The sequence below is a fragment of the Agrobacterium sp. NPDC058088 genome, assembly GCF_042885035.1.
Classification (GTDB): domain Bacteria; phylum Pseudomonadota; class Alphaproteobacteria; order Rhizobiales; family Rhizobiaceae; genus Agrobacterium.
Genome location: NZ_JBHVSU010000003.1, coordinates 483,704 through 503,442, shown reverse-complemented (window position 1 = coordinate 503,442; position 19,739 = coordinate 483,704). Strand labels below are relative to the sequence as shown.

The following is a 19,739-nucleotide window of genomic DNA, read 5'->3' as shown; positions in this document are numbered from 1 at the left end:
TGTTCTCAATAGGCCTGTGTCGGCTGGGACAGGCCGTCGCCGATAACGCCATTGCCATATTGCGCCACCGGAACGCCCGCCTGCCCTATCGGCACACCCTGCTGTGCCGGACCGAGCGCCGTCACCACGATCGGCGTACCGTCAGGTACGCGATTGTAGAGATCGACGATATCCTGGTTCAGCAGGCGTACGCAGCCTGAAGAGACCGACTTGCCGATGGTCCACCATTCCGGCGAGCCATGCAGACGGTATATCGTGTCCTTGCCGTCCTTGAAGATATAGAGCGCACGCGCGCCGAGCGGGTTCTTGAGGCCCGGCTCCATGCCGCCATTACGGCTGCTATAGGGTTCCAGTTCCGGCTGGCGGGCGATCATCTCATCGGGCGGTGTCCAGCGCGGCCATTGCCGCTTGTACTGGATCACGCCACGACCGGCCCATTCGAAACCGGCACGGCCAAGACCGACGCCGTAACGCATGGCCTGACCGTCTTCATATGTAAGATAGAGAAAATGATTGGCGGTATCGACCACGATGACACCGGGACGCTCACCGGTCGGGTTCGCCACCATCTGCCGCAGAAACTGGCGCGGAATGCGCTTATAGGGAATTTCCGGCAGCGGGAACTGCTCGTCCGGCTTCGGACCGTACATCAGCGCATACATCGCATCTTCGGCAGGTGCGGCAGGCTTTGCGGCCTCACGCGCCGTGGTGTTGCAGCCCGCAAGGCCGGCAAGCGCCAATCCGCCTGCTCCAAGCAGGAAACCCCGACGGGTCGTCGTCGTCTCGTTCAATTGAAAAACCTCATTTACATCATCTCGCGCTGGCAAAGGGGTCGGCCAGCGCCGCCTCTGGGCGGCTGATAGGGTACTTCGTGCCGGAAACCTGCGATGCCATGACCTTGGCGCCGCTTGATTTCAGAATGGCCCGGAAGCTCGGATGCATGCCGCCGTCTACATACGCGTTGAGCGGGGCAGAAGTTCCCTCGCTCATCGCGGCGGCAAGTTTTTGTTGCTCTTCAGCCAGTCTGGACGCCACCTGCGGATCCTGCTGGTTGACGGCCGGCGGGCAGGCCGCCAGCGGATCGGCAGGTTCGCCGCCGGCAAATTCGCTGTTGAAGACGTAACGCCGGCCGCAGACCGAAACCTTGGGCTGGCGGCGCGTCACCTCGAAATAATCGTAACCTTCCTTCAGCGTTGTCCAGAACGGCATGTTGGGATCATCACGATGCGCCACCATGTTGCGGGCGCTCATGCGGAAGGGATAGGCCTGTACCTGAAAGCGGTCCTGTCCGCCCTGCAACGCCCGCGCGACGATGGCATAGATCTCGCCTACCTGTTGGTCAGTCATGGCGTAGCAGCCGGACGACGAGCAGGCACCATGCACCATCAGCGCCTCACCGGTGTAACCCAGCGCGGATTCCAACCGGTTGGGATAACCGAGATTGAAGGAAACATAATATTGCGAATTCGGGTTCAGCATGCTGGCTGAGACATGATAAAAACCTTCCGGCGCCTGCCGGTCACCCGTTTTCATCTTGGGACCGAGCTTACCGGACCAGCGGCACATGGGATACGCCTTGAGCAGCGCGTAATTTCCCGTCTTGTCGACCTTCCAGACCTCGAGTTCGCTTTCCTGCTTGAAAATGCGAACGAGAACCGGGCTTTCGGGACGCATGCTCTTGGCCGACATCTGCGCCATCATCTTGGACGACAGTTTTGGCGGATCCTTCTTGACGCTGTCGAGGCCCATTGAGGTACATGCGGCAAGGGTTCCGCCGATCGTGACGATCGCAGCCATTCTTGCCCCTGCCCTAACCTTTTGCCGCAACTCCGCAACCGCGAAATCCAGCAATGCCTGCATGCCCATGGATCGTTCTACCCGCCTGATTTGCCCGCCTTCCCGGCAGACGCTTAACTACTGAAGGTGGCCACAACACGGCAACCTCGCCCATGGACAAAGTCTCGTGAACAGACGTTACCCTTTCGTTAATCATAAGGACACAAGGCCGTGATGCTGGATGACGCCAGCTCGGGGCCGATTATCGGAGCAGGCCCTGGCCACCATCGATCCACACCGGCGTACCGGTAATGTGGCGGGATGCGTCCGACGCCAGGAACCCGATGAGTTCGGCGACATCCTCGCTCATTCCTGCAACGCCGCCCGTGACCGGAATGTCCCCTGCCGGAAAATGAACGGGCACCTCGGTCTTTTCACGTCCGTGTATATCAGTGTTTTCGTTGATTGCCGTCTCGATCTCGCCCGGACACACGGCGTTGACGCGAATACGATGACGCCCGAGTTCGAGCGCCAGTTGCTGGGCCATGGCAAGCTGCCCAGCCTTCGTGACCGAGTAGGCCGTTGCACCCGGTGAGGTAAAGGTGCGAGTGCCGTTGATTGATGAAACGATGATGATCGATCCACCGCCGGCCGCTTTCAGGTGCGGCACGCTGGCATGGATGGTAAGATAGGTGCCTCGCAGGTTGATGCGGATCGTATCGTCCCAGTCGGAGGGCTCCAACTCATCGATGGGCGCCCACACGCCGTTGACACCGGCATTGGCCACGACGACATCCAGACGGCCGAACTCCTCGACAAGCGCTGCGACTGCGCGACGCATGGCTGCTTCGTCCGCCACATCGGCAACAAGAACCTTCGAAGCGCCGGACCCGCTACCTATCTGGCTCGAGACATCGTTCAATTCCGTTTCAGTGCGACCGAGGAGGCCGACTGAAAAACCCGCCGCAGAAAGATGCAGTGCGGTAGCCCGCCCGATGCCGGAGCCGGCACCGGTGACGAGAGCGACTTTACGATCAGCCACTATCACAGCCCTCCTTTTCGTGAGGCAATTGACGTCACCGTCGCCGAGACGGGGTCACTCGCCGGAAAGCTGTCTTCCAGCCCCTCTTCCAGTTCTTCCTCCAGAATGTCGCGGTCCTTTGATGTGCGGGCGCTGGCCTGTCCTTGTCGAGCCTCATCCTGCGCCGTCCCTAGGGCGGAAAATTGCGCTGGCGCATCCACGCCTTGGCGTGTCCCGAAGGCAGTAAGCTGCACCATGACGGCACTCGCCCGCTTTATCGCCTCGGCATCGTCGACCCCACCAAGGCCGTTGGCGAGGCGAACAGACACCTGATCACCATCGCTGCCGACGAACTCGACGGAGATAACCCCGTTATTGCGTTTTACATAGGTCGTCGAAAGTTGCATGACATGCCCTCCGGCTTGGAAAGCACCGGCAAAAGCCGATGCTGGGAAATAAATGGAAGCTGACTTCAGAACGACGCAGAGCGGAAGGGGTTCCGGATGGACAAGGCCTTTGGTCTGGAAATGCAGGAGAGTTTCTTCCTGCGCGACGCGCTTGATGTGGCCCGCGCACTCATCGGCGCGGAATTTCGTGTCGGCAATGCCGGCGGCATCATCGTGGAAACGGAAGCCTATCACCGCGATGATCCTGCATCTCACGCCTTCAACGGGCAGACCCCGCGCAACAGAGCAATGTTCGGCCCGGCCGGCCATCTCTATGTCTACCGGTCCTATGGGATCCACTGGTGCGCCAACTTCGTCTGCGCTCCCGGCTCCGCCGTGCTTCTGCGCGCCATCGAGCCGCTGACCGGGATCAAAGTGATGAAACTGCGGCGAGGAACTGACAAGCTGAAACTTCTCTGCTCGGGTCCGGGCAAGCTGTGTCAGGCGCTCGCGATCACCGGGGAGATGGACGGAGCGCTGCTCAACGCGCCGCCGTTCTTCCTGCGCATGCCGAAGGAGGCCGCCGCCATCACCAGCGGCAGACGCATCGGTATCAGCCGCGCAGTGGACTACCCCTGGCGTTTCGGGCTGAAGGGCTCGGCTTACATCAGCAAGAAATTCGAGAATGGCTAAGTCACTGGGAGCATCAACAGAGGGATTCTAGAGAATCTTCGGGGGCCCGTCATTTTCATCGGGGTTGGGCGTTGGCACCTCGTCTGGTAAGCGGTCGGGCTGCGGCTCCTCCACCGGTGGAATATCCGGCTGCGGCGGCACGGGCATCGGCGGTTCGGGATAGGGCTCGACGGGAATGGTCGACATTGCGGCCTCCTGACATGAACGCGCCGGTCTATTACGGCAACGCTCCAATCTCTCGGGACAACGCGCACGCGTCGTCACCATTCAGGCGGCGCAACATCCAATTCGCCCATCGGTCACATGCCGGTAAGGTCCCTTGGGTGTAGGTTGCGCCGCCCTGCGGGTCGTACAGGCAAACGCGGGGACGAGAGGTCCGTTCCGTTTTTCAGGAAGGTTTTTGCTGTAGCTCAGGCGAAACCGAGAGCGCTGCGAGAAATATCGCGGTTTTCGCAATAGTCACGGGAATGGGCTTCATGACCATGCTCGCGGGCAGTCGAGCGGGTGAGTTCCGGGCTTGGAACGTTGAGAAGGGCATCGGCATAGGTGCCGGTCGCCTCCACGTCGTCGATCACAGTCTGCTGTTGCGGCTTTAAAAATTCAAACATCAGTCATCCTCCTTCGACGCATCCCCTCAACGCGCCGGCACGGGCCCTGTTCCATTAAACCCGTGATGACCCGATTATACATGAGACTGATTTAACGAATAGATGATGAAAGGCGAACGTTATCAACTAACGTTCACAAAATGGAGTGGAATCAGTGAGCTATGGTAACGGGCTCAGGCTGGACCGACCGATTCCCGCAAGATCAGCTCGACTGGCCACAATTCCTGAACCTCGCGAACAGGGCGGCCACCAACGATCTGCAAAAGCAGGTCCGTGACCCGCATGCCCGCCATGCGCATGGACGAGCGGGTGGTGGAAAGCGGCGGCATCATACTTTCCGGTGTAAGGTAAGGGAATACGTCGTCATGGGCGATGACGGAAACATCCCTGCCGATCATCAACCCCATCTGCGTCGCGGCGCGATAGACACCCTGGGCCGTCATCATCGCACCCGCCACAAAGGCCGTGGGGCGCGGTGTCTGTTCCAGCAGCGAGCGGGCGAAGCGAAAGGCCGTTTCTTCGCTGAAGTGCTCATTCATCATAAAGCGCGGATCCGGCGTAATGCCGTGCGTCGCCAGCGCCTCGCGAAAACCCTGCTCGCGGTCCTGCACGAAGGTGCGGCCAACCGGACCATTGATAAGGGCGATGCGCCTGTGTCCGCGCTCCAGAAAATGGATCGTCGGACGATAGGTCACATCGTGGTTGTCGATATCGAGCCAGGCATGTTCGAAAGGCGTCTTTGATCGGCCATGCACGATGAAAGGCACACCCAACCGGTTCAGCAACGCGATACGCTCATCCTCCGGGCGCGGCGAATGCACGATGATGCCATCGACCCGGCCGCTCGCCGCCAGCCGGCTGAAAATCGCCAGTTCCTCATCGAGATTATTGTCGACGGTGACGCTGACAAGAATATCTGTTTCTTCCCGTTCAAGCCGGGTCGCCATGCCGCCCATGAATTCCGAAAAGAAATGTCCGCCGCCTGAGCGACCCATGACGACGCCGATGGCGCCGGCCCTGCCCGTTGCCAGCCTGACGGCGTTGGCATTGGGCCGGTAGCCATATTTCAGCGCAGCCTCCATCACCCGCTGGCGTGTCTCCTCGCGCACTTCGGGGTAGCCGCCAAGCGCCCGGCTGACGGTGGTGGGCGAGAGCCCAACCTTTGCTGCGAATTCCTTGAGCTTCATGTTTTTTGCCAATTTGCCCCTGCATGCGTTGCCGCCGCGGTTTTTTCAAGCCGACAAAAATTGAAAACGATTTCAATTTTCTCCCACCTGAAACCTTACAGTTGATCATTCTGAAAGGCAAACGCCGAGAAATTGCAGGCAAAAACACCCGATTTTCAGCGTATTAGAAAGAGTATTGACAGATTGCATGACTTTTGAGAGCCTCGCACCAGTCAAAAGCGCTTTCAATTTTGAGGACAATCGGGAGCGTCAACGGAGGAGTTTGACAATGAATATTTCCATGAAGACTTTGTTCCTGTGCGGTAGCGTATTTTCCGCCGCCGTTTCGGCGCAGGCAGCCGAACTTTCTATCGCCGCCAATTCGACCGGAAAGAACATCGCGTTCTTCCGCGAACGGATCGCCGCTTTCGAGAAAGAGACCGGTCACAAGGTCAACCTCGTCACCATGCCGTCATCATCAAGCGAGCAGTTCAGTCAGTACCGCCTATGGCTTGCCGCCGGTAACAAGGATGTCGACGTCTACCAGACCGACGTGATCTGGGCACCGCAGCTCGCCGACCAGTTCGTGGATCTGACCGCAGCGACCAAGGATGTCATCGGCGATCATTTCCCCTCCATCGTCGCATCGCAGACGGTAGACGGCAAGCTCGTCGCCATGCCGATGTTCACGGACGCGCCAGCGCTGTTCTACCGCAAGGATCTTCTGGAAAAATACGGCAAGCAGCCGCCGAAGACATGGAAAGAACTCGGCGAAACCGCCAAGGAAATTCAGGACAAGGAGCGTGAGGCTGGCCAGAAGGATCTCTGGGGCTTCGTTTTCCAGGGCAGCGCCTATGAGGGACTGACCTGCAACGCGCTGGAATGGATCGCCTCTGCCGGTGGCGGCCATATCGTGGAGACCAACGGCGATATCTCCGTGAACAATGAAAAAGCAGCCGCCGCCATCGAAACGGCGAAGGGCTGGGTCGGCACCATCGCGCCGCAGGGCGTACTTGCCTATAAGGAAGAAGAGGCACGCGGCGTCTGGCAGACCGGCAATTCCATCTTCATGCGCAACTGGCCCTATGCTTACGCCCTGGGTAACGGCGATGACAGCGCCATCAAGGGCAAGTTCGGCGTCACGCCGCTGCCGGCTGGTGCGGAAGGCGAGGCCCCTGCCTCGACACTCGGCGGCTGGAACCTTGCCGTCTCGAAATATTCCGACGATCAGGAAGCAGCAATCCAGCTCGTGAAGTTCCTGGCATCGAAAGACACCCAGAAGATGCGCGCGATCCAGCTCTCCAACATGCCGACGATCGCTTCGCTTTACGACGACAAGGATGTCGCGGCGGCACAGCCCTTCATGCCGACATGGAAGCCGATCTTCCAGACCGCCGTTCCGCGTCCTTCCGCCTCGGCCAAGGTGAAATATAACGAGGTTTCCGCCAAGTTCTGGGGCGCCGTGCACAACACGCTCTCCGGCAACGGCACGGCGGCGGAAAATCTCGAACTTCTCGAGGTTGAACTGACCGATCTCAAAGGCAACGGCTGGTAATCCGGCCCGCGCGGGGGAAGGTCTGACCGGATCATCTCCCGCGTCCCAACCGCGAGATATCTCATGAACGACATCGCCCTTCAAAGGCCGGTCGCGGCTTCCGGCACCGGCTCCGACCTGCAGTCGGAACGACTGAAATCCGCATGGCTGTTTCTTGCCCCCACATTTCTGGTGCTGGCGCTGGTGGCCGGATGGCCGCTGGTGCGCACGGTGTGGTTCAGCCTCACCGACGCTTCGCTCACCAATCTCGAGGGCGCACAATTCGTTGGCCTCAAGAATTACCTCACCTGGATCACGCTCAGCAGCGGCCGCACCATTTATCGTGGGCTACTTGCCGATCCCGCATGGTGGGGTGCGGTTCTCAACACGCTGAAATTCACCGTGGTCTCTGTCAGTCTCGAAACGGTGCTCGGCCTGATCGTTGCGTTGGTGCTGAACGCGGAATTCAAAGGCCGCGGCCTGGTGCGCGCCGCCATTCTCGTGCCATGGGCCATTCCCACAATCGTTTCGGCACAGATGTGGGCATGGATGCTGAACGACCAGTTCGGCATCTTGAATGACCTGTTCCTCAATCTCGGGCTGATCTCCAACAAGATCGCCTGGACCGCCAATCCCGAAACCGCAATGGTCGCCGTCTTGATCGTTGATATCTGGAAGACCACGCCTTTCATGGCGCTGCTCATCCTCGCCGGCCTGCAAATGGTGCCGAAGGACATGTATGAGGCGGCAAAGGTGGATGGCATCCACCCCGTAAAAGTGTTCTTTCGCGTCACCCTGCCAATGATCCGTCCGGCGCTGATGGTCGCGGTGATCTTCCGTATGCTGGATGCGATGCGCGTTTTCGACCTCATCTACATCCTGACGCCGAATAATGCCCAGACCCGCACCATGTCGGTGCTGGCGCGCGAGAACCTGTTCGATTTCGACAAGTTCGCCTATGGCGCCGCCGCCTCCACCATGCTGTTCCTCATCATCGCCTCGATCACGGTCATCTACATGTGGCTCGGGCGCGTCAACACCGATGGAGCCGCGCGATGACCCTGCCCAGCATCCTGAAAACCACCGCGTTTTATGCGCTTGTCGCCATCATCATGGTGATTTCGGTATTCCCGTTTTATTACGCGATCCTGACGAGCCTGAAATCCGGCTCGGCGCTGTTCCAGGTCAATTATTGGCCGCGTGACTTCTCGCTGACAAATTACAGCTTCGTCATCGGCAACGGCACGTTTCTGCGCAATCTCGGCAATTCGCTGTTCGTTGCATCTTCGGTCGTCATATTGTCGCTGTTCCTTGCGGTCACGGCATCATACGCCTTGGCTCGTGTCCGCTTCCGTGGCCGCTCTTTGCTGCTGCTCACCATCCTGTCGGTTTCGATGTTCCCGCAGATCGCCGTTCTCGCTGGCCTGTTCGAACTGATCCGCTGGGCGGGCATTTTCAACACGCCGCTCGCGCTGATCTTTTCCTACATGATCTTCACCCTGCCCTTCACAGTCTGGGTGCTGACAACCTTCATGCGCGACCTGCCCATCGAGATTGAGGAAGCGGCTATCGTTGATGGCGCGACGCCGTGGGTCATCATCACCCAGGTGTTCATGCCCTTGATGTGGCCGGCGCTCGTCACGACGGGCCTCCTCGCCTTCATCGCGGCGTGGAACGAGTTCCTCTTCGCGCTCACCTTCACCTCATCGAACGAGCAGCGCACGGTGCCTGTCGCCATCGCGCTCCTGTCTGGCGGCTCGCAATTCGAAATACCCTGGGGAACGATCATGGCGGCCTCCGTCATCGTTACCGCCCCGCTCGTCGTCCTCGTTCTGATCTTCCAGCGACGTATCATCTCCGGCCTCACCGCCGGCGGCGTCAAAGGCTAGGAGAAACATCATGACCACCATTCAACTCCGCGATCTTCGCAAATCCTTCGGCGCTTTCGATGTCATCAAGGGCATCGACATGGACATCCGCTCCGGCGAATTCATGGTTTTTGTCGGCCCCTCAGGCTGCGGCAAGTCCACGCTTCTGCGCCTCATCTGCGGGCTGGAAGAAATCACCGGCGGTACGCTGTCTTTCGACGGCGAGACGGTAAACCGCCTGCCGCCCGCCAAGCGCGGCGTCGCCATGGTCTTTCAGTCCTATGCTCTGTACCCGCACATGACCGTGTTCGAAAACATGGCCTTCGGCATGAAGTTGTCGGGGGCGGACAAGGAACAGCGCAAGAAGCGCGTGGAAGCAGCGGCCGAGATGCTGCAACTCACGTCTTATCTGGAGCGCCTGCCAAAGCAGCTTTCCGGCGGCCAGCGCCAGCGTGTCGCCATCGGCCGCGCCATCGTGCGTGATCCGAAGGTCTTCCTGTTCGACGAACCGCTCTCCAACCTCGATGCTGCACTACGTGTCGCCACCCGTCTCGAAATCGCCAAGCTGCACCGCTCGATGCATGACACGACGATGATCTACGTCACCCACGACCAGGTGGAGGCGATGACGCTCGCCGACCGCATCTGCGTGTTGCGCGATGGTCGCGTCGAGCAGATCGGCACCCCGCTCGAGCTCTACGAGAGCCCTGTCAACACCTTCGTCGCCGGCTTCATCGGCTCGCCGAAGATGAACTTCCTGTCAGGCAAATATGCCGAGGCGGAAGGGGCTGCGACCATCGGCATCCGCCCCGAACACATCACCATCGCAACCGACGAGAATGGCTGGAGCGGCGAGATCGTGCATTCGGAAATGCTGGGATCGGATAGTTTCATCTATGTCGAGATCGGCGCGAGCGAACCCGTCGTCGTTCGTGAAGAAGGCGTGACAGACCGCAAGGCTGGTGAGCGTATCACGCTCGTGGCCGACGCGGCACAAATCCATCGTTTCGACGCACAAGGTCAGGCGCTGGCCCGCAATCCCATGCGCGGCGCGGCCTGAAATTTCAACTTTCGCCGGGCTCACCCAAGGTCCCGGCTTTCACCGAGGAGCATGACAATGACCATCAACACCGTTGTATGGGGCGAAAATATCCACGAACACATCAATGAGACGGTGCGTTCTATCTATCCAAACGGCATGCACAACACCATTGCCGACGCGCTGAACCAGAACCCCGAGATCAACGCCACCACCGCCACGCTGCAGGAGCCGGAGCACGGCCTTTCGCAGGATCGTCTCGACAAGACCGACGTTCTTGTCTGGTGGGGCCACAAGGACCACGGCGCGGTGCAGGACGAGATCGTCGAGCGCGTCGCCAAGCGCGTGTGGGAAGGCATGGGCCTCATCGTCCTGCATTCCGGCCACTTCTCCAAGCCGTTCAAACGCCTGATGGGCACGCCCTGCGCGCTGAAATGGCGTGAGGCGGGCGAACGCGAGCGCCTGTGGACGATCAATCCGCGCCACCCGATTGCCGCCGGTCTGCCTGAGCATTTCGAGCTGGAAAACGAGGAGATGTATGGCGAGCAGTTCTCCGTGCCCGAGCCGCTCGAGACCGTCTTCATCTCCTGGTTCCAGGGCGGTGAGGTCTTCCGTTCCGGTCTCACCTGGCGTCGTGGCGCCGGCAATATCTTCTATTTCCGCCCTGGCCACGAGACCTATCCCACCTATCACGATGCCAATGTCCAGAAAGTCATCAGCAATTCGGTGAAATGGGCCTATAATCCGGTTGGCGCCCTGAAAAGCATTCACGACGCCCCCAATGTTCCCGTCGACAAGGCTCTGGAGCCCATCGAGGAACGCGGCCCACGGCTGCATCAGGCAGGCGAAGCAGGTTACAGGTAAGGGCTTGGAGATACTGGCATGAGACTTCTCATTCTTGGAACCGGCGGCATGGCCAACAACCATGCCACTTATTTCTCGCAAATCGCTGGCGTCGAACTGGTTGCGGCGGTGGATGTGGATGACGTGGTGGTGCGTGGCTTTGCGCTCCGCCACAACATCCCGCTTTCCTTCACCTCGTTGGACGACGCCATCGCCTGGGGTGAATTCGATGCGGCGGCAAACGTCACACCTGATGCGATTCACCACCCTACGAGCCTGAAGCTGCTTGCGGCTGGCAAGCATGTCTTCTGCGAAAAGCCGCTGGCGGAAAGCTACGCCAAGGCAGCCGAAATGGCCGATGCCGCCGAAAAGGCAGGCCTCGTCGCCATGGTCAACCTCACCTATCGCAACGTCGCCCCCTTGCAAGCGGCGCGCGAAATGGTGCTGGCCGGCAAGATCGGCAAGGTTCGCCATCTGGAAGCCTCCTATCTCCAGAGCTGGCTCGTTTCCAAGGCTTGGGGCGACTGGATGACGGAGAGCAAGTGGCTGTGGCGGCTTTCCACCAAGCATGGCTCCAACGGCGTGCTGGGTGATGTCGGCATTCACATTCTCGACTTCGCCTCTTATGGCGCGGGCAGCGATGTGGAACGCATCTTCACGCGGCTGAAGACCTTCGACAAATATGAGGGCAACAAGATCGGCGCTTACGATCTGGATGCCAATGACAGCTTCACCATGACCGCCGAACTGGAAAACGGCGCCATGGGCGTCATCCATGCCACCCGCTGGGCGACAGGCCACCTCAACGAACTTCGTTTGCGCATCCACGGCGACAAGGGCGCGCTCGAAGTCATCCACACACCCGACTATTCAAGCCTGCGTGCCTGCATCGGCGAGGATGTGGAAAAGGCGATCTGGAAGACGATCGAGGTCGACCCCGTGGCAACGAATTACGAAAAATTCGCCAAGGCCGTCATGGAAGGCGGCCCCGCCGATCCGGATTTCCGTCATGCGGCTAATCTGCAGAAGGTGCTCGATCTATCGATCATCGCGGATCGGGAGAGGCGCGAGCTGGCCGTTTCGGCTTGATGTGAAAGAACAATACGCGGCACGGCGTTGCCGCGTATTTCTTCTCCCCGCCGGGGAGAAGGTGGCCCGAAGGGTCGGATGAGGGGGCAAGCTCTCCGAATATCGCTGACGTTGCCCCCTCATCCCGCTGCCGCGACCTTCTCCCCGGCGGGGAGAAGAAGCAAGTGGCACCCGCTCGCTCAATCCGCTATGCGCTTTCTCAAAGACGCGGACTACGGCGTGGAATTTCACTCCCGCACAATCTACACGCCGCGCTTATTCCCCCACAACAGCACATGCAGCTGCGGCAGCACCCGGGCGGAAAACCAGCGATCGTCGCTAACCTTGTCCACCAGCCACAACATTCGGTCCATCACCCCATCGATATCGACACGCGCATCGTCGTCATCCGGCGGCGGCGGGGTGTGGTTGCCGGGCTGGAGGTAAACCGGCAAATGCGGGAAACGCGCGGATGCCGCTTTGGCATAGGCGTAATCGGCATCGTCAAAGACCACGATCTTCAGGGCCATCTGCGGCCCCTTGCCGGCAGCGGCAAGACAGTCTTCGAAAGCCTGCCAGTCCGTTTCCATGCCGCTCGATGGCGGCTTGGGGCTTAGGACAAGATGGTCGAGATCGGCAAACCAGTCTTTGGCGATGCTGCCCTGCGTTTCCAGCGCGAAACGATAGCCCTCGGCCTGCCCCTTCGAGATCAAAGGTCCGAGCGGCTGGATGGCCGGATTGCCGCCAGACAGCGAGATCGTCAGCGGTACGCCGCCGGAAAGCCACCGCACCTCTTGCCAGATCGCGTCGACCGACATGGGTTTCCACGTGTCGCGATAATCGCTATCGACCGCATGCAGCGTATCGCACCAGGAACAGCGATAGTCGCAGCCGCCAGTACGTACGAAAACCGTCGGTAGACCGATCAGCAGACCTTCGCCCTGAATGGTGGGCCCGAAGATTTCACTGATGCGGATAGTGGGGTCCTTCGCTGCAATCTTGTGTGCAGCCGCCGTCATGGCCGGTATTCCGCCCAGGTCTTGGCGGTTTCGCTAACCCGCACGGCGCTGGTTTCCGGCAGACGCTCCTTGCACCAGTCATAAAAATGCTTCGCCAGGCATTCCGCCGTCACCCGGTCATGGCCGAGAACGTCGTTCAGGTGGCGATGGTCGAAATGATCGTCGATATAGCGTTTCAGCGGTGCAAGTTCGTGATAGTCGCGCACGAAACCGTGCTCGTTCAACGCTTCGCCCGCAAGCTCGATCTCAACAATGTAATTATGCCCGTGCAGGCGATTGCACTGGTGATCCGACGGCAGGCTTTTCAGCTGGTGCGAGGCGGAGAAGTGAAATTCCTTGGTGATACGGAACATCAGCGCACCTCCTGCGCTGCAAAGGCGTGGGTGGCGGCGACCCAGAAGTCCGGGTCCTCATAATCAGTCGGGTCGGTAACGCCGGCCAGATGAAAGGCCTCACGCCGTTCCACGCATGTGCCGCAGCGGCCGCAGTGGCGTACCCCGCCCTTGTAACAGGACCATGTTTCGCCAAACGGCGTGCCGTATTTCACGCCATCGGTCACAATCGCCGCCTTGGAAACCGTGACGTAAGGCGCGAAGAGTTTCACATCAGCATAGCCTTCAAGCGCATGCGCCTGCATGGCGTTGAAGCTGTCGATGAAGCCCGGCCGGCAGTCGGGGTAGATGAAATGATCGCCGCCATGCACGGCAATCGCCACCGCATCCGCCTGCTGCGCGGCGGCCAGCCCAAAAGCGATGGTGAGCATGATGGCGTTGCGGTTCGGCACCACGGTGGAGCGCATGGTCTCTTCCGCATAATGTCCGTCCGGCACCGCAATGTCGTCCGTCAGCGCCGAGCCGGTGAGATGCGCACCGATGGTGCGGATATCGATGACATGATGCGGCACGCCGAGCCGTCTGGCACAATCGGCCGCGAAATCCAGCTCCTTCTTGTGGCGCTGGCCATAATCGAAGGAAACGAGAGCGAGAAGTTCATGTTCCGCCGCAATTTTATGCGCGAGCGAAACGGAGTCCAATCCGCCGGAGCAGATGACGATGGTTTTCATAGTTTGGGATCCCTTGTTTTGACCGGGTGGGCTGCGACCGGATACGGCGCGGCTTTAAACCAAACCGACGGGCTTGTGAAGGGCTTTGCAGAAATCGCGCAAAGCCGAGCCATCACGAAAACGCCCCGCGGCAGCAACAAGACGAAACAATCGGGACATATGCGGGAAACCGGCACGATTTAGAACGGACTGAAATTTTGCTGTTCTTGAAGGGTCTTGCCGATGGCCGCGGCTGATACATTTCTGTTTTCGCTGAGTAATCTCAGCTCTCTTGGCACCGGCATCCTGATGGCGATGGCGGGTATGCTTTATATCACGCTCACCATTCGCGGGCTGATCGGCGCTCTCCACCATGGATAGAGCACTCGAGCCGAAACGTTACCGGTTCAGGCGCAATCTCACAACCGGCCTCCTCGTCGCCTCTGCAGCGCTCGTCACCGCCACCGGCATAGCGTCGTTCGTGTTCCTGATCTGGATGGTCAGGACCGTTGCGCGCTGGCTGGGTCTTTTTATCGGCCTGTGAAGTCGAATGAACACGCGACGCTCGCCACTCAATGGCGGAGCGGAAAAGGCCCGGCGAACTGGCAGTGCGCCGGGCCTTTTTTCATTGGCTTTGCGCTCAGCGCAGCAGCGCCTGCGCCTCCTCGATGCCGAGGGCTGCCGGCTGCGTGCAGGTCGTCGTCATCTCGATGAAGCGGCCTTCCTCGCCTGACTTCAGGATCGAGGTCATCACGTCGATCCCGTGCAGGGAGCGATCCAGCGAGCAGCGGGCGTCGCGGCCCTCCAGAATGGCAATCGCCATATCGGCAAGCCCGGCCGTGCGGTAATTGGCGCGCGGGCCATGGGGACTTTCCTGATTGGCGATGCCGAAGGGATGCGCCCAGTCTTCCAGCGGCTGGATATTCTTGTCACGGCCGCTGGCTTCGACCACACCGCCAAAAAAGTTCGGATCCGGCACGTAGATCGAGCCTTCCGTGCCGTAGAGTTCCATATTGGCGTGGCGGTGCGACCACACATCCCAGCTGGCGGAGAGTGTGATCGTCGCGCCGTTCACGAATTCCAGCAGCGCATGGATATTGGTCGGCGTTTCGACGGGAATGATCTCGCCATTCAGCGGCTGGCTAGTCACCGTACGGGTGGGATTTGCCATGCTTGTCAATGCGCCCACCCGCTTTACCGGGCCGATGAGGTTGATGAGGTTGGCAACGTAATAAGGACCGAGATCGAGGATCGGCCCGCCGCCCTTGAGGAAGAAGAAGCCCGGATTGGGGTGCCACATCTCCATGCCGGGGCTCATAACGTGGCATGTGCCTGACGTGATGCGGCCGACCTTGCCGTCATCGATATATTGCCGGGCAAGCTGATGCGCACCGCCGAGGAAGGTATCCGGTGCACAGCCAACGGAAAGCTTCTTTTCGCGAGCAATGCGCCGCAACTCCTCGCCCTCTTCCAGCGAAAGCACCAGCGGCTTTTCCGAATAAACGTGTTTTCCCGCCTCTAGGGCTGCTTTTGACACCGGAAAGTGCGCGGCGGGGATGGTGAGGTTTACCACCACGTCGATTTCCGGGTTGGCGAGCAATTCCTCGATGGACTGCGCGACAACACCGAATTCTTCCGCCCTCAGTTCCGCCGCATTGCGGTTGAGATCGGCGCAGGCCAGCACCTTGATGCCCTTGAAGAGCGGTGCCAGCGAAAAATAAGCAGACGAGATATTGCCGCATCCGATGATGCCGACGCCAAGATCTCTGGCCATGATGAAACTCCGAAATTGAGACTTAGTAGGTTTTGAACGATGCGATCGAACGGGTGATCAGCCGGTCGATATCCTTGGGATTGTCATGCTCGACCACGAAATGTTTCGTGGCGGATTTGGCCTTGAGAGCGGCCACCAGGCCCTTCCAGTCGACGGTGCCATGGCCGACATCAGCCCAGCCGTCCTCATCCGCATTCTCACCCACCGGCGCGATATCCTTGACATGCACGGCGGTGATGCGCTTGCCGTAGCTTTCGATCCAGGCGAGCGGATCGGCATTGCCCCTGATAATCCAGGCGATATCCGCTTCCCACTTCAGGTCCGGGCCACCGGCAAAAATCTGCTCCTGTGGGGTGGAACCATCGGCAAGCGCCTTGAACTCGAAGTCGTGGTTATGCCAACCGAAGGTCAGCCCGGCATCCACGAAGGGCTTTCCTGCTTCCTGGAGACGTTTGCCGAAGGCGAACCAGCCGGCCGCATCTGTCGGGCGCTGATCGGGCATCAGATAAGGGCAATAGATCGCCTCAACGCCCAGAACGCTGGCAATATTCAACGCCCTTTTCGGGTCACCCTCAAGAAGGTCGAGGCCGAAATGGCCGGTCGGCATGGTCAGGTCGTTGGCGTCAAGTTCAGCGCGCAGGCCCTTCAACCCGGCATCATCCAGAGAGGCGTACATGGCGCCATAACCTTCAACTTGGCTGTAACCCGCCGCCGAAAGCTTCTTCAGAATATCGGAAAAAGGCTGGAAATTGCGGGCGCTGTAAAGCTGAAAACCGAGTTCTGTCATTGTCTCCTCCATAGAGATACTGGGCTTGGGATTGTGTGGGGGAATAGTTGCGGCGTCTAAAGCCGCTCTTCGCTTTGCGCGTCGAACAGCGAGGCCATCGCCATGTCGAGGCCGAGGCGAACCTTGGTGCCCGGCGAAAACCGCCTGTGGCCGCCGACGCGGACGGACATGGTATGCCCGGCATGTTTCAGCCAGATCAGATTGTCGGCCCCCATCGGTTCCTCGATATCAACGATCGCCTCATGCACCTCGCCGCCGACGATATCGGCATCGACACGCACATGTTCGGGGCGGACACCCAGAACCACGGCGCGGCCGGCGTCGAGCGGCGTTTCCGCCTGATAACCGTCCAGCGCGAAGGTGACGCCGTTGGTGGTGAAGACGACCTTGCCGTCCTTTTCAATCAGCTCACCACGCAGGAAATTCATCGATGGTGAACCGATGAAACCGGCAACGAAGAGGTTCCTAGGCTTGTTATAGATGGTGACGGGATCGGCGAGCTGCTGAATAACGCCGCTTTTCATGATGGCGATACGGTCCGCCAACGTCAGCGCCTCGATCTGGTCATGCGTCACATAGATCATGGTATTCTTCAGCGACTGGTGCAGCCGCTTGATTTCGACACGCAGTTCCGAGCGCAGCTTGGCGTCGAGGTTGGAAAGCGGCTCGTCGAACAGGAAAACATCCACATCCCGCACCAGCGCCCGGCCGATGGCCACACGCTGGCGCTGGCCGCCGGAAAGCTCGGCAGGCTTGCGCTTCAGCAGTGGCTCGATCTGCAGAATGCCCGCCGCCCTTTTGACGCGCCGATCGATTTCGTCCTTCGGAATCTTTGCGACCTGAAGGCCGAAAGACAGGTTTTTCTCCACCGTCATCTGCGGATAAAGCGCATAGGACTGGAACACCATGCCGATGCCTCGGTCCTTGGGTTCTTCCCAGGTAACATTGCGATCCTTGATGAAGATCTGCCCGTCGGTCGGCTCCAGAAGCCCGGCAATGCAGTTGAGAAGGGTCGACTTGCCGCAGCCGGACGAGCCGAGCAGCACAAGGAATTCGCCGTCGTAAATATCGAGATTGAGGTCTTTCAGCACGGTAACGGCACCGAAGGACAGGGAAAGATCGCGGATAGAAACGCTTTTGTTCATATAACTCAACCTTTTACTGCGCCAGCGGCAATGCCGCGCACGAATAGCCTGCCGGAAACGAAATAGACGATCAGCGGCACGGCCCCGGTCAGAAGGGTGGCGGCCATGTTGACGTTGTATTCCTTCACGCCCTGCACGGAGTTGACGATATTATTGAGCTGCACCGTCATCGGGTAATATTCCGGCCGCGTGAACACCACGCCGAACAGGAAGTCGTTCCAGATGCCGGTCACCTGCAGGATCATCGCCACAACGAAGATCGGCAGCGACATGGGCAGCATGATACGGAAATAAATCTGCCAGAAATTGGCACCATCGATACGCGCCGCCTTGAACAGTTCTTCCGGCAGTGAGGCGAAATAATTGCGGAACAGCAGCGTCAGGATCGGCATGCCGAAGATGGTGTGAACGATGACAAGGCCGCTCAGCGTGCCGTAAATGCCCAGTTCGCGCAGCACGATGACGATCGGATAGATCATCACCTGATAGGGGATGAAGGCGCCGATGATGAGGATCGAGAAGAACAGCTCTGACCCCTTGAACTTCCAGTTGGCCATGGCGTAACCGCTGATGGAAGCGACGATGATCGAGATCACCACCGAAGGCACGAGAATGCGCACCGAATTCCAAAAGCCACGCGAAAGCCCGTCGCAGTTCAGGCCTGTGCAGGCATTGGCCCAGGCTTTCACCCATGGCTCGAAGGTGATTTCCACCGGCGGCGCAAAGATGTTGCCCAGACGGATTTCCGGCATGCCCTTGAGCGAGGTAACGACCATCACGTAAAGCGGCAGCAGGTAATAGGCGGCGGCGACGAACAGCGTGCCGTACAGAATGATGTTGCGGCGAGAAAAGGTTTTTCTAGGCTTTTTGCCGCGCGGGCCGGCAAGGTCTTTGGTGACCGCATCCGTGGCGGCGACGACCGTATTTAATGTGCTGATATTAGCCACGCTTCTTGCCTCCGAATTCGAGGTAGGCCCATGGGATGACGATGATCGCGACGGTAAGCAGCATCATGGTCGAGGCGGCAAAGCCCTGCCCCAGGTTCTGCGCCTGAAACATGTAGTCATAGACATATTTCGCCGGCACTTCCGACGCGATGCCTGGCCCGCCGCTGGTCTGCGCCACGACAAGATCGTAAACCTTGACGATGCCGCTGGCGATAATGACGAGGGTGGTGATGAAGACAGGCCGCATCATGGGAATGATGATGAGGATATAGGTCTTCCACATGGGAATACCGTCAACCCGCGTCGCCTTCCAGATGTCCTCATCAATACCTCGAAGACCGGCCAGCATCAGGCACATGACGAGCCCGGTGCCCTGCCAGAGTGCCGCAATCAGGATGCCGTAGATGACGATTTCGGAATTATAGAGCGGATCGAAAGTGAAGCTTTCCCAGCCCATCGAGCGCACCACGGACTGAATGCCGAATTCCGGGTTCAGCAGCCATTGCCACACAAGACCTGTCACGATGAAGGACAAGGCGAATGGATAAAGAAAAATGGTGCGGAAGGTGTTTTCGAAGCGGATTTTCTGGTCCATCAGAGCCGCCAGCACGAAGCCGATGACGAGGCTGAAGATCAACGACAAGATGCCGTAGATCGCCAGATTCTGGATAGAAACGATCCAGCGCGGCGCGGCCCACAGCCGCTCATATTGATCGAAACCGATGAAGCTCGCACGTGGCAGAAGCTTGGAATTGGTGAAGGAATAAACGACCGTCCAGATCGTCCCGCCGAGAAAGATCACCACTGCGGTCAATATCATGGGAATGGAGGCAATCTTGGAATTCAGATTGCGAAAGAGCTGGTTGGGGCGCCCGGAGCGCGCTTGACCCGCCATGTTACCTCCTCCTGTAACGTTACAGTTAACGGTCAAGGAAAAACCCTACCGCATGAAACCCCTGCCTGCGCGTGTAGCCATCGCACAGACCGGACGTTGGAGAGGGGAGCGGTAAACCGCTCCCAACC

24 protein-coding genes are annotated in these 19,739 nt (G+C 59.3%); 9 read left to right on the top strand and 15 right to left on the bottom strand.

What is annotated here, in order from left to right; all coding sequences use genetic code 11:
* Positions 1–5: 5 nt before the first annotated feature.
* The 4 genes from ACFVTJ_RS12335 to ACFVTJ_RS12320 form a co-directional block, all read right to left on the bottom strand.
* A complete protein-coding gene (locus tag ACFVTJ_RS12335) occupies positions 6–791 on the bottom strand; it encodes a L,D-transpeptidase (RefSeq protein ID WP_386907712.1) in 786 nt (261 codons plus the stop codon).
* A gap of 19 nt (positions 792–810) precedes the next feature.
* Positions 811–1,866, bottom strand: a complete 1,056-nt coding sequence (locus ACFVTJ_RS12330; protein WP_386907710.1) for a L,D-transpeptidase family protein — start codon at positions 1,864–1,866, stop codon at positions 811–813.
* A gap of 172 nt (positions 1,867–2,038) precedes the next feature.
* Entirely contained in the window at positions 2,039–2,818 is a 780-nt protein-coding gene (locus ACFVTJ_RS12325) for an SDR family oxidoreductase (RefSeq protein WP_386907708.1), read from the bottom strand.
* Positions 2,819–2,820: 2 nt separating this feature from the next.
* Complete coding sequence (locus tag ACFVTJ_RS12320; RefSeq protein WP_386907706.1) at positions 2,821–3,204, bottom strand: hypothetical protein; 384 nt, start codon at positions 3,202–3,204, stop codon at positions 2,821–2,823.
* 96 nt (positions 3,205–3,300) lie between these two features.
* On the opposite strand from ACFVTJ_RS12320, the gene ACFVTJ_RS12315 reads away from it, so the two are divergent.
* Positions 3,301–3,876 (top strand): DNA-3-methyladenine glycosylase, encoded by a 576-nt coding sequence (locus ACFVTJ_RS12315; RefSeq protein WP_386907705.1) that lies wholly within the window; start codon positions 3,301–3,303, stop codon positions 3,874–3,876.
* 27 nt (positions 3,877–3,903) lie between these two features.
* Here the strand turns inward: ACFVTJ_RS12315 and ACFVTJ_RS12310 are convergent, their stop codons facing one another.
* The 3 genes from ACFVTJ_RS12310 to ACFVTJ_RS12300 form a co-directional block, all read right to left on the bottom strand.
* Positions 3,904–4,062: a hypothetical protein gene (locus ACFVTJ_RS12310; protein WP_386907703.1), complete on the bottom strand. Its 159-nt coding sequence runs from the start codon at positions 4,060–4,062 to the stop codon at positions 3,904–3,906.
* Positions 4,063–4,286: 224 nt separating this feature from the next.
* The gene (locus ACFVTJ_RS12305; RefSeq protein ID WP_020011889.1) at positions 4,287–4,484 is read right to left on the bottom strand and encodes a hypothetical protein; all 198 of its coding nucleotides are present in this window, start codon (positions 4,482–4,484) and stop codon (positions 4,287–4,289) included.
* A 173-nt stretch (positions 4,485–4,657) separates the two neighbouring features.
* On the bottom strand, positions 4,658–5,671 hold the full coding sequence (locus ACFVTJ_RS12300; protein WP_386907701.1) for a substrate-binding domain-containing protein: 1,014 nt from the start codon (positions 5,669–5,671) through the stop codon (positions 4,658–4,660).
* A gap of 268 nt (positions 5,672–5,939) precedes the next feature.
* Between ACFVTJ_RS12300 and ACFVTJ_RS12295 the strand changes: the two genes are divergently transcribed.
* From ACFVTJ_RS12295 to ACFVTJ_RS12270, 6 genes are all read left to right on the top strand, one after another.
* Complete coding sequence (locus ACFVTJ_RS12295; protein ID WP_386907700.1) at positions 5,940–7,205, top strand: ABC transporter substrate-binding protein; 1,266 nt, start codon at positions 5,940–5,942, stop codon at positions 7,203–7,205.
* A gap of 63 nt (positions 7,206–7,268) precedes the next feature.
* Positions 7,269–8,243, top strand: a complete 975-nt coding sequence (locus tag ACFVTJ_RS12290; protein WP_386907698.1) for a carbohydrate ABC transporter permease — start codon at positions 7,269–7,271, stop codon at positions 8,241–8,243.
* On the top strand, positions 8,240–9,073 hold the full coding sequence (locus tag ACFVTJ_RS12285) for a carbohydrate ABC transporter permease (RefSeq protein WP_046801356.1): 834 nt from the start codon (positions 8,240–8,242) through the stop codon (positions 9,071–9,073). Before ACFVTJ_RS12290 ends, ACFVTJ_RS12285 begins: the two co-directional genes overlap by 4 nt.
* Before the next feature lie 10 nt (positions 9,074–9,083).
* Positions 9,084–10,112 carry an ABC transporter ATP-binding protein gene (locus ACFVTJ_RS12280; RefSeq protein WP_386907695.1) on the top strand — a complete coding sequence of 343 codons (1,029 nt, stop codon included), beginning with the start codon at positions 9,084–9,086 and terminating at the stop codon, positions 10,110–10,112.
* Positions 10,113–10,169: 57 nt separating this feature from the next.
* Positions 10,170–10,955: a ThuA domain-containing protein gene (locus ACFVTJ_RS12275; protein WP_125146908.1), complete on the top strand. Its 786-nt coding sequence runs from the start codon at positions 10,170–10,172 to the stop codon at positions 10,953–10,955.
* A gap of 18 nt (positions 10,956–10,973) precedes the next feature.
* Complete coding sequence (locus ACFVTJ_RS12270) at positions 10,974–12,023, top strand: Gfo/Idh/MocA family protein (protein WP_386907692.1); 1,050 nt, start codon at positions 10,974–10,976, stop codon at positions 12,021–12,023.
* Positions 12,024–12,265: 242 nt separating this feature from the next.
* Here ACFVTJ_RS12270 and queE read toward each other — a convergent pair whose 3' ends face one another.
* Genes queE through queC form a run of 3 tightly spaced genes read right to left on the bottom strand, consistent with a single transcriptional unit; the run spans position 12,266 to position 14,084 of the window.
* Positions 12,266–13,021, bottom strand: coding sequence for a 7-carboxy-7-deazaguanine synthase QueE (gene queE / locus ACFVTJ_RS12265; RefSeq protein ID WP_386907690.1), 756 nt, complete (start codon positions 13,019–13,021; stop codon positions 12,266–12,268).
* Positions 13,018–13,374: a 6-carboxytetrahydropterin synthase QueD gene (queD, locus tag ACFVTJ_RS12260; protein WP_386907688.1), complete on the bottom strand. Its 357-nt coding sequence runs from the start codon at positions 13,372–13,374 to the stop codon at positions 13,018–13,020. The genes queE and queD overlap by 4 nt, the downstream gene beginning before the upstream one ends.
* Positions 13,374–14,084 (bottom strand): 7-cyano-7-deazaguanine synthase QueC, encoded by a 711-nt coding sequence (queC, locus tag ACFVTJ_RS12255; RefSeq protein ID WP_386907686.1) that lies wholly within the window; start codon positions 14,082–14,084, stop codon positions 13,374–13,376. The genes queD and queC overlap by 1 nt, the downstream gene beginning before the upstream one ends.
* A gap of 222 nt (positions 14,085–14,306) precedes the next feature.
* Between queC and ACFVTJ_RS12250 the strand changes: the two genes are divergently transcribed.
* Entirely contained in the window at positions 14,307–14,444 is a 138-nt protein-coding gene (locus ACFVTJ_RS12250) for a hypothetical protein (protein WP_386907684.1), read from the top strand.
* Positions 14,437–14,607: a hypothetical protein gene (locus ACFVTJ_RS12245; protein WP_386907682.1), complete on the top strand. Its 171-nt coding sequence runs from the start codon at positions 14,437–14,439 to the stop codon at positions 14,605–14,607. Before ACFVTJ_RS12250 ends, ACFVTJ_RS12245 begins: the two co-directional genes overlap by 8 nt.
* 96 nt (positions 14,608–14,703) lie before the next feature.
* Here the strand turns inward: ACFVTJ_RS12245 and ACFVTJ_RS12240 are convergent, their stop codons facing one another.
* From ACFVTJ_RS12240 to ACFVTJ_RS12220, 5 genes are read right to left on the bottom strand one after another with little or no spacing between them, the layout of a single operon-like run.
* Positions 14,704–15,837, bottom strand: coding sequence for a Gfo/Idh/MocA family protein (locus ACFVTJ_RS12240; RefSeq protein WP_386907680.1), 1,134 nt, complete (start codon positions 15,835–15,837; stop codon positions 14,704–14,706).
* Between the two features lie 22 nt (positions 15,838–15,859).
* Positions 15,860–16,624 (bottom strand): sugar phosphate isomerase/epimerase family protein, encoded by a 765-nt coding sequence (locus ACFVTJ_RS12235; RefSeq protein WP_386907678.1) that lies wholly within the window; start codon positions 16,622–16,624, stop codon positions 15,860–15,862.
* Between the two features lie 56 nt (positions 16,625–16,680).
* Positions 16,681–17,769, bottom strand: coding sequence for an ABC transporter ATP-binding protein (locus ACFVTJ_RS12230; RefSeq protein ID WP_386907676.1), 1,089 nt, complete (start codon positions 17,767–17,769; stop codon positions 16,681–16,683).
* Between the two features lie 5 nt (positions 17,770–17,774).
* On the bottom strand, positions 17,775–18,716 hold the full coding sequence (locus tag ACFVTJ_RS12225) for a carbohydrate ABC transporter permease (protein WP_386907674.1): 942 nt from the start codon (positions 18,714–18,716) through the stop codon (positions 17,775–17,777).
* A complete protein-coding gene (locus ACFVTJ_RS12220) occupies positions 18,709–19,611 on the bottom strand; it encodes a carbohydrate ABC transporter permease (RefSeq protein WP_386907672.1) in 903 nt (300 codons plus the stop codon). Before ACFVTJ_RS12220 ends, ACFVTJ_RS12225 begins: the two co-directional genes overlap by 8 nt.
* Positions 19,612–19,739 lie beyond the last annotated feature (128 nt).

What these genes read in the sequence shown, in the direction of transcription:
- ACFVTJ_RS12330 (WP_386907710.1), bottom strand. Translation starts at nt 1,866, where the DNA reads ATGGGCATGCAGGCATTGCTGGATTTCGCGGTTGCGGAGTTGCGGCAA.
- ACFVTJ_RS12320 (WP_386907706.1), bottom strand. Translation starts at nt 3,204, where the DNA reads ATGCAACTTTCGACGACCTATGTAAAACGCAATAACGGGGTTATCTCC.
- ACFVTJ_RS12315 (WP_386907705.1), top strand. Translation starts at nt 3,301, where the DNA reads ATGGACAAGGCCTTTGGTCTGGAAATGCAGGAGAGTTTCTTCCTGCGC.
- ACFVTJ_RS12310 (WP_386907703.1), bottom strand. Translation starts at nt 4,062, where the DNA reads ATGTCGACCATTCCCGTCGAGCCCTATCCCGAACCGCCGATGCCCGTG.
- ACFVTJ_RS12305 (WP_020011889.1), bottom strand. Translation starts at nt 4,484, where the DNA reads ATGTTTGAATTTTTAAAGCCGCAACAGCAGACTGTGATCGACGACGTG.
- ACFVTJ_RS12300 (WP_386907701.1), bottom strand. Translation starts at nt 5,671, where the DNA reads ATGAAGCTCAAGGAATTCGCAGCAAAGGTTGGGCTCTCGCCCACCACC.
- ACFVTJ_RS12295 (WP_386907700.1), top strand. Translation starts at nt 5,940, where the DNA reads ATGAATATTTCCATGAAGACTTTGTTCCTGTGCGGTAGCGTATTTTCC.
- ACFVTJ_RS12290 (WP_386907698.1), top strand. Translation starts at nt 7,269, where the DNA reads ATGAACGACATCGCCCTTCAAAGGCCGGTCGCGGCTTCCGGCACCGGC.
- ACFVTJ_RS12285 (WP_046801356.1), top strand. Translation starts at nt 8,240, where the DNA reads ATGACCCTGCCCAGCATCCTGAAAACCACCGCGTTTTATGCGCTTGTC.
- ACFVTJ_RS12280 (WP_386907695.1), top strand. Translation starts at nt 9,084, where the DNA reads ATGACCACCATTCAACTCCGCGATCTTCGCAAATCCTTCGGCGCTTTC.
- ACFVTJ_RS12275 (WP_125146908.1), top strand. Translation starts at nt 10,170, where the DNA reads ATGACCATCAACACCGTTGTATGGGGCGAAAATATCCACGAACACATC.
- ACFVTJ_RS12270 (WP_386907692.1), top strand. Translation starts at nt 10,974, where the DNA reads ATGAGACTTCTCATTCTTGGAACCGGCGGCATGGCCAACAACCATGCC.
- queE (WP_386907690.1), bottom strand. Translation starts at nt 13,021, where the DNA reads ATGACGGCGGCTGCACACAAGATTGCAGCGAAGGACCCCACTATCCGC.
- queD (WP_386907688.1), bottom strand. Translation starts at nt 13,374, where the DNA reads ATGTTCCGTATCACCAAGGAATTTCACTTCTCCGCCTCGCACCAGCTG.
- queC (WP_386907686.1), bottom strand. Translation starts at nt 14,084, where the DNA reads ATGAAAACCATCGTCATCTGCTCCGGCGGATTGGACTCCGTTTCGCTC.
- ACFVTJ_RS12250 (WP_386907684.1), top strand. Translation starts at nt 14,307, where the DNA reads ATGGCCGCGGCTGATACATTTCTGTTTTCGCTGAGTAATCTCAGCTCT.
- ACFVTJ_RS12245 (WP_386907682.1), top strand. Translation starts at nt 14,437, where the DNA reads ATGGATAGAGCACTCGAGCCGAAACGTTACCGGTTCAGGCGCAATCTC.
- ACFVTJ_RS12240 (WP_386907680.1), bottom strand. Translation starts at nt 15,837, where the DNA reads ATGGCCAGAGATCTTGGCGTCGGCATCATCGGATGCGGCAATATCTCG.
- ACFVTJ_RS12235 (WP_386907678.1), bottom strand. Translation starts at nt 16,624, where the DNA reads ATGACAGAACTCGGTTTTCAGCTTTACAGCGCCCGCAATTTCCAGCCT.
- ACFVTJ_RS12230 (WP_386907676.1), bottom strand. Translation starts at nt 17,769, where the DNA reads ATGAACAAAAGCGTTTCTATCCGCGATCTTTCCCTGTCCTTCGGTGCC.
- ACFVTJ_RS12220 (WP_386907672.1), bottom strand. Translation starts at nt 19,611, where the DNA reads ATGGCGGGTCAAGCGCGCTCCGGGCGCCCCAACCAGCTCTTTCGCAAT.